The 13,726-nt window shown below is 53.4% G+C and carries 12 protein-coding genes; 5 read left to right on the top strand and 7 right to left on the bottom strand.

The window, feature by feature from the left end:
• Window positions 1-127: 127 nt before the first annotated feature.
• The 3 genes from ACOQPU_RS04535 to ACOQPU_RS04525 are packed head-to-tail and all read right to left on the bottom strand — an operon-like array spanning window position 128 to window position 4,828.
• Window positions 128-1,999, bottom strand: coding sequence for an ABC transporter ATP-binding protein (locus ACOQPU_RS04535; protein WP_420643939.1), 1,872 nt, complete (start codon window positions 1,997-1,999; stop codon window positions 128-130).
• The gene (locus ACOQPU_RS04530; RefSeq protein ID WP_420643938.1) at window positions 1,996-4,239 is read right to left on the bottom strand and encodes an ABC transporter ATP-binding protein; all 2,244 of its coding nucleotides are present in this window, start codon (window positions 4,237-4,239) and stop codon (window positions 1,996-1,998) included. Before ACOQPU_RS04530 ends, ACOQPU_RS04535 begins: the two co-directional genes overlap by 4 nt.
• 58 nt (window positions 4,240-4,297) lie before the next feature.
• Window positions 4,298-4,828 carry a MarR family winged helix-turn-helix transcriptional regulator gene (locus ACOQPU_RS04525; protein ID WP_420643937.1) on the bottom strand — a complete coding sequence of 177 codons (531 nt, stop codon included), beginning with the start codon at window positions 4,826-4,828 and terminating at the stop codon, window positions 4,298-4,300.
• Between the two features lie 174 nt (window positions 4,829-5,002).
• Between ACOQPU_RS04525 and ACOQPU_RS04520 the strand changes: the two genes are divergently transcribed.
• From ACOQPU_RS04520 to ACOQPU_RS04500, 5 genes are all read left to right on the top strand, one after another.
• A complete protein-coding gene (locus ACOQPU_RS04520; RefSeq protein WP_420643936.1) occupies window positions 5,003-7,441 on the top strand; it encodes a TIM-barrel domain-containing protein in 2,439 nt (812 codons plus the stop codon).
• Window positions 7,442-7,623: 182 nt separating this feature from the next.
• Window positions 7,624-7,920, top strand: a complete 297-nt coding sequence (locus ACOQPU_RS04515) for a class I SAM-dependent methyltransferase (protein ID WP_420643935.1) — start codon at window positions 7,624-7,626, stop codon at window positions 7,918-7,920.
• 18 nt (window positions 7,921-7,938) lie between these two features.
• Window positions 7,939-8,361 carry a hypothetical protein gene (locus ACOQPU_RS04510; protein WP_420643934.1) on the top strand — a complete coding sequence of 141 codons (423 nt, stop codon included), beginning with the start codon at window positions 7,939-7,941 and terminating at the stop codon, window positions 8,359-8,361.
• A gap of 55 nt (window positions 8,362-8,416) precedes the next feature.
• Window positions 8,417-9,520, top strand: coding sequence for a tRNA preQ1(34) S-adenosylmethionine ribosyltransferase-isomerase QueA (gene queA / locus ACOQPU_RS04505; protein ID WP_420643933.1), 1,104 nt, complete (start codon window positions 8,417-8,419; stop codon window positions 9,518-9,520).
• A 24-nt stretch (window positions 9,521-9,544) separates the two neighbouring features.
• A complete protein-coding gene (locus ACOQPU_RS04500; protein ID WP_420643932.1) occupies window positions 9,545-10,540 on the top strand; it encodes a PrsW family intramembrane metalloprotease in 996 nt (331 codons plus the stop codon).
• Between the two features lie 77 nt (window positions 10,541-10,617).
• Here the strand turns inward: ACOQPU_RS04500 and ACOQPU_RS04495 are convergent, their stop codons facing one another.
• From ACOQPU_RS04495 to ACOQPU_RS04480, 4 genes are all read right to left on the bottom strand, one after another.
• Window positions 10,618-10,992, bottom strand: a complete 375-nt coding sequence (locus ACOQPU_RS04495; RefSeq protein ID WP_420643931.1) for a DUF4342 domain-containing protein — start codon at window positions 10,990-10,992, stop codon at window positions 10,618-10,620.
• Between the two features lie 73 nt (window positions 10,993-11,065).
• A complete protein-coding gene (locus tag ACOQPU_RS04490; RefSeq protein ID WP_420643930.1) occupies window positions 11,066-11,620 on the bottom strand; it encodes a hypothetical protein in 555 nt (184 codons plus the stop codon).
• A gap of 195 nt (window positions 11,621-11,815) precedes the next feature.
• A complete protein-coding gene (locus ACOQPU_RS04485; RefSeq protein ID WP_420643929.1) occupies window positions 11,816-13,003 on the bottom strand; it encodes an ArsA family ATPase in 1,188 nt (395 codons plus the stop codon).
• A gap of 8 nt (window positions 13,004-13,011) precedes the next feature.
• Window positions 13,012-13,668 (bottom strand): hypothetical protein, encoded by a 657-nt coding sequence (locus ACOQPU_RS04480; RefSeq protein ID WP_420643928.1) that lies wholly within the window; start codon window positions 13,666-13,668, stop codon window positions 13,012-13,014.
• Window positions 13,669-13,726 lie beyond the last annotated feature (58 nt).

Genomic DNA, 13,726 nt, shown 5'->3' with positions numbered 1-13,726 from the left:
CTCGCCAGACACAAAAAAGCCCACCAGCCATTTAACTGGTGGGCAATTATTACCAATCAATATCTGTAGGGGTAGATCCCCGTGTCTACCCCACACACGGGGGTGTGCCCCTACCGTAGGCATCACGTTAATCCGCAGGCATCGGGGCGGCCGTTTTACCAAATTCCTCATCTGCTTCTTCGGGACGTTCAAACTGGCTATTGTATAACTCTGCGTAGAATTCGCCCCGCTCCAGCAACGCTTCGTGCGTGCCCTGCTCCACAATGTCACCGTCGCGCATCACCAAAATGAGGTCTGCATTGCGAATGGTGGAGAGCCGGTGGGCAATGATAAAGCTAGTGCGGTTCATCATCAGCCGATCCATCGCCTTTTGGATAAGCACCTCCGTGCGCGTGTCCACTGAGCTGGTGGCTTCATCCAAAATCAGAATTCTGGGGTCGGCCAGCACAGCACGGGCAATGGTGAGCAGCTGCATTTGCCCTTGGGAAATATTGGTCGTTTCCTCGTTGATCACCATCTCATACCCGTCTGGCAGGGTGTGGACAAAGTGATCGACGTGGGCAGCTTGGGCAGCAGCTTCAACTTCGGCATCGGTGGCCTCGGGACGGCCGTATCGAATATTCTCCATAATTGTATCGTTGTACAGCCAAGTGTCTTGCAGCACCATGCCAAACCATTGCCGCAAATCCTGCCGTCGGAAATCACGAATGTCCTGCCCATCTACCAAAATCGCGCCATCGTCAACGTCATAAAAACGCATCAGCAGCTTCACGATGGTCGTCTTGCCAGCCCCCGTTGGGCCAACGATAGCCACCTTTTGCCCCGGCTGAGCCACGGCAGACAAATTGTGAATCACCGGCTCCTCTGGGTTGTAGCCAAAGCGCACGTCGCGGAATTCCACACGCCCGGCAACAGCATCCAGTTCTACCGGGTTCTCAGTTTCTTGCACTTCTTCCGACTCTTCCAGAAATTCAAAGACGCGCTCGGCAGCAGCGGCCGTTTGCTGCAGCACATTAGAGATATTGGCCAACTGCATTAACGGCTGATTGAACGACCGAACATATTGAATAAACGCCTGAATATCGCCCACCGTGATGGTTTGGCGCACCGTCAGGTAACCGCCTACCACAACCACGGCCACGTAGCCCAAATTGCCAATAAAGCTCATAATGGGCATCATGAGGCCAGACAAAAATTGGGATTTCCAGGCAACACCGTACAATGTGCTGTTGTAGCCTTCAAACGTTTCGATGCTACGCTCCTCACCGTTAAATGCTTTCATGACTCGGTGTCCGCCAAACATCTCTTCCACATGGCCATTGACGTGCCCCAGGTAATCTTGCTGCTCCTTAAAATAAACCTGCGAGCGGCTGACAATCACGCTCACCATCACCAGCGTCAGCGGAATCACAATCAGAGACACCAAAGTCATCAGCCAGCTAATGGAAAACATCATCACCAGCACCCCAATCACAGTAATCGTCGAGGTGATAATTTGCGTCAGGCTTTGGCTAAGGGTCTGGTTGACCGTGTCCACATCATTGGTGATGCGGGACAGCACTTCTCCCTGGGTGTTACGATCAAAGTAACTGAGGGGCATCCGGTTTATTTTTTCTGAAATCTCCCGTCGAAAACGGTAGGAGATGTTGGTGGAGACACCCGCCATGATCCAGCCCATGAGGTAGGCAAAGACGGCAGAAAAGATGTACAGGATGAGCATTATCAGCAGAATATGGCCGATATAGTCAAAATCAATCGAGCCAGTTCCTGCAATCTCAGCTAAAACGCCATCAAACAGGGCGGTGGTGGCGTTGCCCAACACTCTGGGCCCCACAATGTTGAAGATGGTGGAAGCCACCGCGAAGATGACCACAATAATGATTCTCATTTTGTAGGCAGCCAGATATTGTGCCAGCTTGCCCATTGTCTTCTTAAAGTTCCGAGCGGTATCGCCCTTGTGCATGGCGGCTACAGGCCCGCCGCGTCTTCCGTGCATCATGATGACAGTTCCTCCATGCTTAATTGCGAGAGAGCAATTTCCTGGTACGTTTCACACGTTTCCATTAGCTCGTCGTGGGTGCCTTTGCCGACAACCCGACCCTGATCCAGCACGATGATTTGCTCTGCGTTTTTCACGGTGGAAACGCGCTGCGTCACCACCAAAATGGTGCTGTTTTGCGTGCTTTGGCGCAGAGCGCGGCGCAGGGCTGCGTCTGTCTTGAAGTCCAGCGCCGAGAAGGAGTCGTCAAAGATGTAGATGGGGGGCTTTTTTACCAGGGCGCGGGCAATGGAAAGCCGCTGCCGCTGCCCCCCGGAGACGTTGGTACCGCCCTGAGCAATTTCGGTTTGGAACCCTTCTGGTTTGCTGTCTACAAATTCGGTGGCCTGGGCAATGTTAACGGCCGTTTGCAAATCTTCCTCACTCGCTAACTCATCTGCATACCGGAGGTTGCTCTCGATGGTGCCAGAGAACAAAATCCCTTTCTGCGGCACGTAGCCAATCTTTTCGCGCAAATCGAATTGCGTCACCTCGCGGATGTCTACGCCATCCAGCAAAATTTGGCCTTCCGTTACGTCGTAAAAGCGGGGAATGAGGTTCACCACGGTCGATTTGCCAGAGCCAGTCGAGCCAATAAACGCCGTTGTTTCGCCCGGCCTGGCTACAAAACTAATATCGTGCAGAACATCCCCATCGGCGCCAGGGTAACGGAAAGTAACGTTGCGAAACTCCACCGAGCCTGTAAAGGAGCCATTTAGCCGCACCGGGTTGGCGGGGTCGGTAATGATGGGGTCAGTCTCCAGCACATCGGCAATGCGCTCAGCGGAAACCTGGGCGCGGGGCAAAATGATGAACAGCATGGAGAGCATGAGGAAGGCAAACACAATTTGCATGGCATACTGTAAGAAGGCCATGACGTCGCCCACCTGCATGTTGGCATCGGCCACTTGCTGCGCCCCTACCCAAATAATCACCACAGACAAAACGTTAAAAATAAACATCATCACGGGCATCATAACGGCCGTAATGCGAGCAATAAACAGCGTATTTTCTGTGAGGTCTACATTGGCTTTGTCAAACCGTTTTTCTTCAAAACGTTGCATATTGAAGGCGCGAATCACCATCATGCCAGAGAGATTCTCACGAGAGACCAGGTTGATGCGGTCAATGAGCTTTTGTACCAGTTGGAAGCGCGGCATGGCAATGGAAACAATGACGGCAATGACGCCAACCAGCACAATCACGGCCACGGCAATGGTCCACCACATGGAGGAACCTTTGCCAACAGCGCGGATTGTGCCGCCAATGCCCATAATCGGCGCGTAAAAAACGAGCCGCACCATAAACATCGTCACCGTTTGTAGTTGGGTGATGTCGTTGGTGGAGCGGGTAATGAGGGACGCGGTGGGGAATTTGTCGAATTCTGCGCTAGAGAAGCTCTCGACTTTGCGGAAGATGTCGCTGCGGAGGTCGCGCCCAATGCCGGCCGCAATTTTGGCAGATAGGTAACCCACGGTAATGGTGGCCACGGCCGAAAGCAGGGTGATGCCCAGCATGAGGGCACCAATCCGCAAAATGTAGCTGTTTTGCAGAGCAGCCACATCCGTGCCTAACGCTTCGTACTCGGCTTTTACCTGGACAACGGCCGTTTGCTCCACCATCGTCTCACCCAAAGCGGCAAACTGCTCGTTGATGGTTCCCGCAATTTGGTTCCGCTGGGCGGCAGGCAGGTTGCCGATAAGGGCAAACAAATCTGTTCCCGGTGGCAACTGCGACAAATCAAACGGGCCATCCCCGCCCATTTGGGCAGCCGCTTCTGGATCATCCATGGCTCGCTGCAAGCTGGAAACAACCAGCAATGCTTGGGACATTGGGGCAGTTAGCGCATCAATTTGCTCGTCGTCCAGGTCATCACGGACATAAATTGCCTCGTCTTGCAAGAGGGAGTACGTTTCTTCGTACTGCTCTGCCGCGAGCGTATTGGGTTGGATGAGGGTATAGGCGTTGCGAACGGCCGTTTCATCCATCTCATCCAAAAACAAAGCCATGTTGTTTAGCGTTTCCTGGCGCATGGCTTCGGGAACGGCCGTTTCCACACCGCTCTGCTGAATGCCCGTGTTCACAATCCGCGAAAGATAATCCGGCAGTGCCAAATCTGCGTTGGCCTGCACAAACAGCAGAATCACTGCTGCTACAAACATAGTCATGTACGGATTTAAATATTTTCTCAATCGAATCATAATTTTCGCTCTCCGCGTTTCGGTGACCGATTACCGATAACGGATAACCGATTACCGTTCACTGACGAACGGCCTCCACATGCGTCCCCAGCTTTTGCAACAAGGCCAACAGCGTCTCCCGCTCGTCGGGCGTGAGGCCGCTAAAGCAGTGGTCTATTGTGTCCAGGTGGTCGTGCATGTAGGTGGCAACTAGGGAACGGCCGTTTTCCGTCAGGCTAATGTTAAAACGACGGCGATCTTTGGGGTCCAGCCGACGCTCGATCAGCGCTTCATCCTCCAAATTGCGGATGAAGGAACTCATCGTGTTGCGGCTTACGCCCTGCCGTTCGCTAATTTCGGACGGATTGAGCTCCGTATGCTCCCCCATCTGCTCCGCAAAAAAGAGGTGCATCAGCACCCCGTACTGGGCAAAAGAAAGCCCCGCCGCCTCGATGCTTTGCTCCCGCAAATGGTGCAGCGACCGCGACACAGAACCCATCTCATCCATCAAACGAATCGTCTGCGGATCGATGTCTGGATGGAAGTTTTGCACAAAGGCCATCCACCGCTGCCGCTTTTCTTTATCATGTAGAAACGTTTTTTTTGCCATATAAAATCCACAAAAAATGACAGCCTGCGCCAAATTAGCGACCAGTGCTGTCGTGACAAACTATTACCAAACAGAATTGTACTATATCGAACTATTCTGTCAAGTATCAACATCAAACAATCGCCGGCCACGACAAATCGGCTACAATACCGAAATTCACAAAAGGAGCGGCGGATGCCCCAGATTCCTTCACACTTTCAACTCGATTTTCAACCAGTTGCCAACCCGGAGGCCATTGTGGTCGCGGGTTCGGCCAGGTTTATGGTGCTTACCTCCCGGCTTATTCGGCTGGAGTATGATGAAAACGGCCGTTTCCAAAACGCCCCCTCTCAACCCTTCTGGTACCGCAACCAACCCGTGCCGGACTTTGAGCAGGTGGTGAAAGATGGAACCCTCAAAATCACCACCGAGCATTTACAACTGAGCTACCAAATTGGGAAACCATTTTCCGCTGACAATCTGCAAATCACCCTCAAAGACAGCGGAACCGTCTGGCAATTTGGCGACGACGATGCGCAAAATTTGCGTGGCACTTACCGCACCCTGGACGAAGTGAGCGGCAGCACGCCGCTAGAACCTGGCCTGCTCTCCCGCAGCGGTTGGGCAGTGGTGGACGACTCCCACACCCTCATCTTCAACGGCGACGGCTGGCTGGAACCCCGCCCCAACCCAGATGCCCTCGACCTTTACTTTTTTGGCTACGGCCGTGACTACACCACCTGCCTGCGAGACTATTTCGCTCTCACCGGCCCCGTGCCGCTGCTGCCCCGCTGGGCACTCGGTAACTGGTGGAGTCGCTACTGGGCCTACACCCAGGAGGAGCTTACCCAGCTCATGCGCGACTTCCGCGCCCACGACGTGCCGCTCTCCGTCTGCATTGTAGACATGGACTGGCATTTGGACGGCTGGACGGGCTACACCTGGAACCGCGAGCTGTTCCCAGACCCACCTAGCTTCATCAGCTGGCTACACGAATATGGTCTCAGAACCGCGCTCAACCTGCACCCCGCCGACGGCGTTGGCCCCCACGAGGCACAGTACGAGGCGATGGCGGAGCGGCTGGGCAAAAAGCCAGACGGCCGTCCCATCCCCTTCGACATCGCCAACCCGGACTTTGCCCGCGCCTACTTTGAACTGCTGCACAACCCCCACGAAGCCAACGGGGTGGATTTTTGGTGGGTTGATTGGCAGCAAGGGGAACTCAGCAGCTTGCCAGGGCTAGACCCGCTCTGGTGGCTCAACCACCTGCACTTTTATGATTTGGCACGGGAAGGGGGAAAACGGCCGTTCATCTTCTCACGCTGGGGCGGCCTGGGCAACCACCGTTACCCCATTGGCTTCTCCGGCGACACGCACGTGGATTGGGACAGCCTCAACTTCCAGCCCTACTTTACCGCCACCGCCGCCAACGTCGGCTATAGTTGGTGGAGCCACGACATTGGTGGCCACATGCTGGGCCTGGAAGAGCCAGAACTGTACGCTCGCTGGGTGCAGTTTGGCGTTTTTAGCCCGATTTTCCGGCTGCACAGCACCAACAACCCGTTCCACGACCGCCGCCCCTGGGGCTACGATGCCGAAACGCTAACTGTCACCCGTGACGCCATGCAGCTGCGCCACGCCCTCATCCCCTATCTGTACAGCCTCTCCTGGCGCAACGCCACCCAGCACCAGGCGCCCATCCGCCCGATGTACCACGACTACCCCACCCGCGACGAGGCGTATCTTTGCCCGCAGCAATACACCTTTGGCCCCGATCTCATTGCCGCCCCCCACACCACCCCCGCTGATCCAGACACACAAATGAGCCGTCAGGTGGTTTGGCTACCGCCAGGCACATGGCATCACTTTTTCAGCGGGGAGCAGTTTGTGGGAGATAGCTGGCAGGTGCAGTACGGCCGTCTCCACCACATTCCCCTCTTTGCCAAAGCCGGGGCGATTGTGCCCCTCGGCCCAAAGGTCGGCTGGGGCGGCGTAGAAAATCCCGAACTGATCGATCTGCACTGCTTTGCCGGGGCTTCTGGCGAATTTACCCTCTACGAAGACGATGGCGAAACGCTCGCCTACCAAAACGGCCGCTACGCTCTCACTCAGTTCACTCAAGAGTGGCAGGAAGACCAAGTAACAATCACAATTCACCCCGCAGATGGCGAAACCAGCCACATTCCCGCTGAGCGCAGCTACTGCCTGCACCTGCGCGGACTAAACCCCAACGTCACATTCACCGCTTGGCTAGATGGCCAACCGCTTGAGCTGCACACCAGTTACGATAATATGAGGGAAAGCTGGTTTATCGGTGCCACTATTGTATCTGCCAGCAGCAAGTTCAGCCTCACCGCCAGCGGCAGCCCACTCGTCTCCCCGCGTGACCGCCTCGTAGAAACCATCGAAGATATGCTGCGTGCTTTTCGGTTGGAGACGTTGGTAAAAGCGGCCGTTTTCCACAACATTGCTGAAATCATTGATAAGTTCGACACAATAAGAACTTGGCAAGGATTGATAAAACCTTCCCAATATCGTGCCTTGGCAGAAGTTATTGAACAGGCAGGAGCACACACATTGCCAAGTTTTGCCGGAGGCGGAACAATTCATTGGGACAACAAAGCAACTTCGTAGCCGCATTTTCTTGGCGCAAAAAGTTACATTGGCCAAAATCGTTCTCTGGTAACCAGTTGGGTGTTGATGTAAGTTGGTAGGGATTTTTCGCTTTGCTCAAAATGACAATTGAAACCTGTCATGCTGAACGAAGTGAAGCATCCCGCCCAACTTGATAAAGCACCAATTTTCTAAACAGCCCTATGTCTATACGAATTGATCCCGAAGAAAGAGAGTTTGAGGCACTGCTGGCGCTGGCTGGCGATTTAACCGGGCAGCGGGTGCTGGAGGTGGGCTGTGGCAACGGCCGTATCACCACTCACCTTGCCCCACACGCCGCCCATATCACCGCCATCGACCCGGACGCGAAGCGCATTGCCACAGCCAAAGCCAATCTGCCACCAGAACTGGCCCACAAAATCAGCTACCGCACCCTTGCCCTAGAGGAACTGCCGCCTGACGAAAAGTACGACATGGTGCTGCTGAGTTGGTCGTTGTGATGAATGGCTCCGGAGAGCATGGTTCATGCTCTAAAGCAAATTCAGGGGTTGTTGAAAGTGGGAAACGGCCGCCTCATCGACATCCATCCCAACGGTGAACCACCCCCCATTTTTGTGCGCCTAAATGACGAACGGCACCTCACTGGCTGGATTCAGGAAGAGAGCGACTACGTGAGCTACACCCAGGCGGAAGATGCCCTGCGCGAGGCAGTTCAGTACGGCTGGTATCATCAAGAAGCACGCAAACGCATCACCTTCGCCACCTACGCCACCGATTTAGAAGCATTGCGAGAGCATCTGCACCAAAATTGGAAAGGTGCCTGGATTGAAGATTTGGTCGCCATGCAGATTAACAATCGGCTCAACAGCCTGGCTCACGAAAAAGAGATCATCGTCGAGGAGCAAATTTGGCTGAGCCGTTACCAGCCCTCATCTGGTTAGATAACAAAAGTCTGGCAGACTTTTGTTATCTCCGGCAGGCGGCTACAATAAGTGTATGAACACCGCAGATTTTAACTACACTCTGCCACCAGAGCTGATTGCCCAACGGCCGTTAACCCAACGAGATGCCTCACGCCTGATGATACTTAATCGGGCAGAACAAACCATCAAACATCAAACTTTCACCGACATCCTTGATTATTTTCAGCCGGGGGATGTGCTGGTAGCCAACAACAGCCGCGTCATTCCTGCCCGACTGTACGGCCGTAAACCCACCGGCGGCAAAGTGGAAATATTGCTCCTCAGCCAGCAGGAAAATGGCAACTGGCAGGCAATGGTCGGCGGCAAGCGGCTCAAAGAAGGTAGCCAAATTCACCTGCTGGATCGTGATGAGAATGAAACGGAGTTAGTGGCCACGGTAACGGCCTTTCTCGATGGCCCCCAGCGCGAACTCAGCTTTAACCAACCGCTCGACGGCTGGCTAGAAAGCATCGGCCACACGCCGCTGCCCCCCTACATCCACGAATCGCTGGATGATTCAGAACGATACCAAACCATCTATGCACGGCCATCTGGCTCCGCCGCCGCCCCCACCGCCGGGCTGCACTTTACGGGTGATTTACTGCTGTCGCTCCGCGAAAAAGGGGTCATTTTTGAGACGGTGACGCTGCACGTGGGGCTAGATACGTTCAAACCCGTCGAAGCCGAGCAAGTGGCGCAGCACACCATCCATTCTGAATGGGCCAGCTTAACGCCTGAAAGTGCCCAGCGCATCAACGAGGCCAAACTGGCTGGCGGACGCCTTTTTGCTGTAGGCACAACGTCGATGCGAACGTTGGAAACGGCCGCACTGCGCTCGGCGGGCATCAACGGCAGCTTGCAAAATATTAGTGCCCGCGATGCCAGCGGCGAAACGAGTAATTTTTGCCCTTGGAAGCCCGTCGCCGCCTTCACCGCCCCCACCGATTTGTTCATCTACCCAAGCTACAAATTCCGCGCTGTAGACGCACTCATTACCAACTTTCACCTCCCCCACTCCAGCCTGCTCATGCTGGTCGCCGCTTTTGCCGGAAGAGACTTTATGCTGCGGGCCTATGAAACGGCCGTTGCCGAACGGTATCGCTTTTTCTCCTTTGGCGATGCGATGCTGATTTTGTAACGGGATTTTTCCTAAGGATTTGTTTTGTCAGATACGGCCGTACTCCTCCTTTCCATCATCGTCGCCATCGTGCCTACTGTGCTCTACATAGGCATCATTTACTGGTTTGACCGATACGAGAAAGAACCGTGGTGGCTGCTCGCGGCCGCTTTTCTGTGGGGAGCCGTCCCAGCTATTCTTATCTCCTTTGTGCTCAACACTACCCTCAGCGTGCCGCTTCTGCTCTTTTTGGGAGACGAACTGGGGCAAGCCGCCGCACCATCACTTATTGGCCCACCCGTGGAGGAAACGATTAAAAGCATGGCCCTGGTTGCCATCTTCATCTTTTGGCGCAGCGAGATCGACAGTCCGCTGGATGGCATCATCTACGGGGCGATGGTGGGAATGGGCTTCGCCATGGTGGAAAATGTGTACTACTTTGTGCAAACGTTTAATGCTGGGGGCGTGGAGGCATGGGGGGTCAACATTATCTTGCGGGCGGTTGTGTTTGGCCTCAACCATGCGTTGTTCAGCAGTTTTGCCGGTTTAGGCATTGCCATTGCGCGGCTGGCAACAGAGCAATGGATAAAGATTGTGCTGCCGGTGCTGGGGTGGATGACGGCCGTTTTCCTGCACTTTTTGCACAACTTTACCGTCACGCTAGGGAGTGGTTTTATTTTGGTGGCTCTCTTTTTCGATTGGGGCGGCGTGCTGCTCATTTTTGGCATTATCGTCTGGGCAATTCTGCAAGAACGACGCTGGCTGCGCCAATATTTAGGCGAGGAAGTGGCTCTCGGCGTCCTCACTACCAACCAATTCAACACCGCCAGCTCTGGCCGCAAGCGGGTCTCTTACTTGTTCAACACGCTCATCAGCCGTGGCTTTCGCGCCAATCGGCAAGCGGCTCACTTCTTCTTGCAGTGCAGCCACCTAGCCTACACCAAGCACCATTGGAAGCTGTTCCAAGATGCAAAATCGGCACAGGAGATTGCCGAGCTACGCCAGGAAATCGCCCAACTCGCCCCCCAACTCCGCCAATAGAAGTTTGCCGCGGATTTCGCGGATTTCCACGGATTATTTTTTAATCCTTTCAATCCGTGAAATCCGTGGCTGATTACCTACTCAGCAGCGAGGGTGGCTTCTGGCTCTTTTTCCTCGGCCACGCGCTCGACGGTGATGGTGCAATCAATTGCCAATGCACCAACGACGGCGACGGCAGCAATGAACGGTGCCCACAGAATGGCCAGCGCAATGCCCGGCAAACCAACAGCCAGCGGCAAAGACAAGTTAATGTTACGTTCTTCATTTTTGACGACGACGCGACGAACGGCCGTTTCGTGCATGAAACTTTTCACCACGCTCACCAAATCCTCGCCAGCGGCCACAAACTCTTCCGTCCAGGATTCAGCTTCTTCTGCCACATCCTCTTCATTGATAACAACTTCTTCTGCTACTTCAACTTCTTCTACAGTTTCTGCTTTTTTCTTAGCCATTATAAATTCTCCTTAAAAATTCTGCGCGGTAAGAAACCGCGGCTACTGATTACTGAAAACTGCTTACTTCTTACTATTTACTGGCCCGTCGTTCCTTCACCAGCATGTAAATACCAAAGCCAATGACACCCAGAGGCAGCAATGGATTGACGCTGCCAAATACGATTACCTCAAAGAACACAACCAGCCCCATTGCCAACAGCACCATTAGCCGCATAAAGTTGTACCCGGTGTGGTGAATTTTGTGCGTTGGTTCATACCGGCGCATATACATCAAGCCCCAGGCGGCTGAGGCCAAAACCAGCGGCCAGCCATATGCCCAAGCCTCAAAGTAATCCGAGAGGTTCATGATGAACAGCAAGGTAGCAATAGTTATAAACATCGCGCCCGGTACAGCCAAAAAACGTAGGCGACTGGAACGCTCTGGCGTGGCGTTGTAGGCCGGCATTAGCAGCAGCAAGCCGGGAGCCAATACAAAACCAGGCCACAGCACGTCAATCATATCAAAGCCAAAAAGCTGGCTGGCCAACAGCCCCAATCCAATAGCAATCACGCCATAAGCAGGCCACGATTGGCGGCGTTGGAGTTTGCGTGTTTCTTCTATCTTCAAGACTGATTCTTTTGACATTTCTCACACTCCTTTCTCAGGTGGATTATGCCCGCTTTACGCAGGCCTGGAAGGTGAGTTGCACGGTTGGCATCGCTCTCATGAGATGTACACATTCTCTACACAAACGAAAAAGCCACAGAGGTCACAGAGGCAAAAGAGAAAATCCTCTTAAGTTTCTGTGGGCTCTGTGGCGTAAAAAAAGAGCAAAATTGTTTACGCTACTTCAGGCACGGGTTCCGGTGGTAAGAAGGTTATTTCCAGGATGCCATCTTGCAGGCTACCGCCGCCAGCCCGCCGCTTGGCCAACACGGTGGGCAAGATCATCTCTCGCTTAAAGTTGCCAATGGTGATAAACATCTCATCGCCACGCTTGCGCAGCTTCACATCACCGCCCGTTACAAAAGGCATCGGTAGGCGCATCAGGTAACGGCCGTCTTCCTTCTCCACAATTTCCTGCAACGCCCCACGATAGAAGATATCGCCGGGATCAGCCTGGCCAAAGCAATCATGCGCCAGGCGAGACAGTGCCTCTGTACCCACTACTTCGTGTGCATAATAAGGCGCGCGCCACAACGGCAGTGGCGAGAAATTATTTTCAATCATCTCTAAATATTTGGCCTGCACGGCACGCCGCTGGGCATAAAATGGCCCTTCTTCGGCCGATTCAGGCAAAATGCGGTTGATGATGACGCTATCGACGGGGTAGTTGAACAACCCCAGGTAGCTGACGGCGCGTTCAGCTTCACGCACGACCATTTTCTCCGGTTGAAGCACCACGCGGTAGCTGCTGATTTCTGGATTGCTGAGCGTTTCGCGGAGTTCGCCTGTGGCGGCGTCTAATTTTTCCAATGCTTCTAGTACCTCAGCTGGCCCTTGGAGGAAGCGGCTGGCAAACGGCCGTAATGCGTTCACCACCTTGCTCCGCCCTCGGCTCAGATGGCCCGCATACCAGCGGAACGTGTCTGGCATGGTTAGCAACCGGATTGTTTCACCGGTGGGTGCCGCGTCAATGATGACGCGGTCAAAGTTACGTTCCTTGGCCTGCTTGTTGATGTGCAGCAGGCTCACAATCTCATCCATACCGGGGAAGGCAGACAGCTCATCGGCGACGACGTTATTGATCCTGTCGCCGTTGCGCAACATGCCAGAAACAAAATCTTGTAGCGTTCCCCAGTAGTTGTGAATATCGGCCACCACGCTGATTTCTTGCGCCCACAGGTTGGGGGCAACTTCCACCGGGTTGGCCGCAAGGGGCGTGTTGAGTGAATCGGCTAAACTGTGAGCAATGTCGGTGCTGGCAACCAGGGTTTTGTAGCCTAATTCAGCAGAGCGAACGGCCGTTGCTGCCGCCACCGTCGTCTTCCCTACCCCACCTTTACCTAAATACAAAATAATACGCATTGTATAACTTATCCTTCGTCAATAATTTGAAGTTTCTTTATGATTTTTGTTGCCGCTTCACGCACATCTGGCTCTTCATCATCCACTGCAAGTGCATCAAGTAATCGGCGCATCTCCCAATCTACTATCTCTAATTCTAGCAATTGTTCTGCGGCCCAAATTCGTTCATGCTTAAAACTGCTGGTCAGCCCATCAATAATGGTTTCTCTATCAGATTTTTCTTCAAACGGCATCTGATCAGGAAACGGCCGTCTGGACTCCTTAAGCTGCTCTAATTGCCAACTGTTTACCGTATACATTAATTCAGGCTCAGACCACGCCAACTCGGTAAAACTCACCGAAAAGCACTTTGCCCGATACAATTCATTTTTATCATTCACAAAAGTAACTGCATAACCACCTGAATTCCAAGGGGTTTTGTAGCTTTGGCTAAGCCAAACAACGCTCAATAGTTCACAATTGTGTTTTTCAAGATAGGCACGAATCCTTTTACGATCCCTAGAGCGTAAATAAAATCCAAGGAAGGTCATTGCGAAAGCAAATATTGCAAAAAACGAAATTGTACCTGTACTCAATGTAACTCCTTTCACTATTTTGTTTCGCTCATTATACGCCGCAATTTGGATTCTGGTTGCAAACTGGCAGAAAAAAAAGCGCAGCACCATTTGGCACCACGCCTAGATTTTGAGAAAAGTTGTAAGTGGCTATTTACTTGCCACTTGC

It is taken from the genome of Candidatus Leptofilum sp., from assembly GCF_965223285.1.
In the GTDB taxonomy this organism is placed as follows: domain Bacteria; phylum Chloroflexota; class Anaerolineae; order Promineifilales; family Promineifilaceae; genus Leptofilum.
The sequence above is the reverse complement of the archived record's forward strand: the minus strand, read 5'-3'. Positions and strand labels throughout refer to the sequence as shown.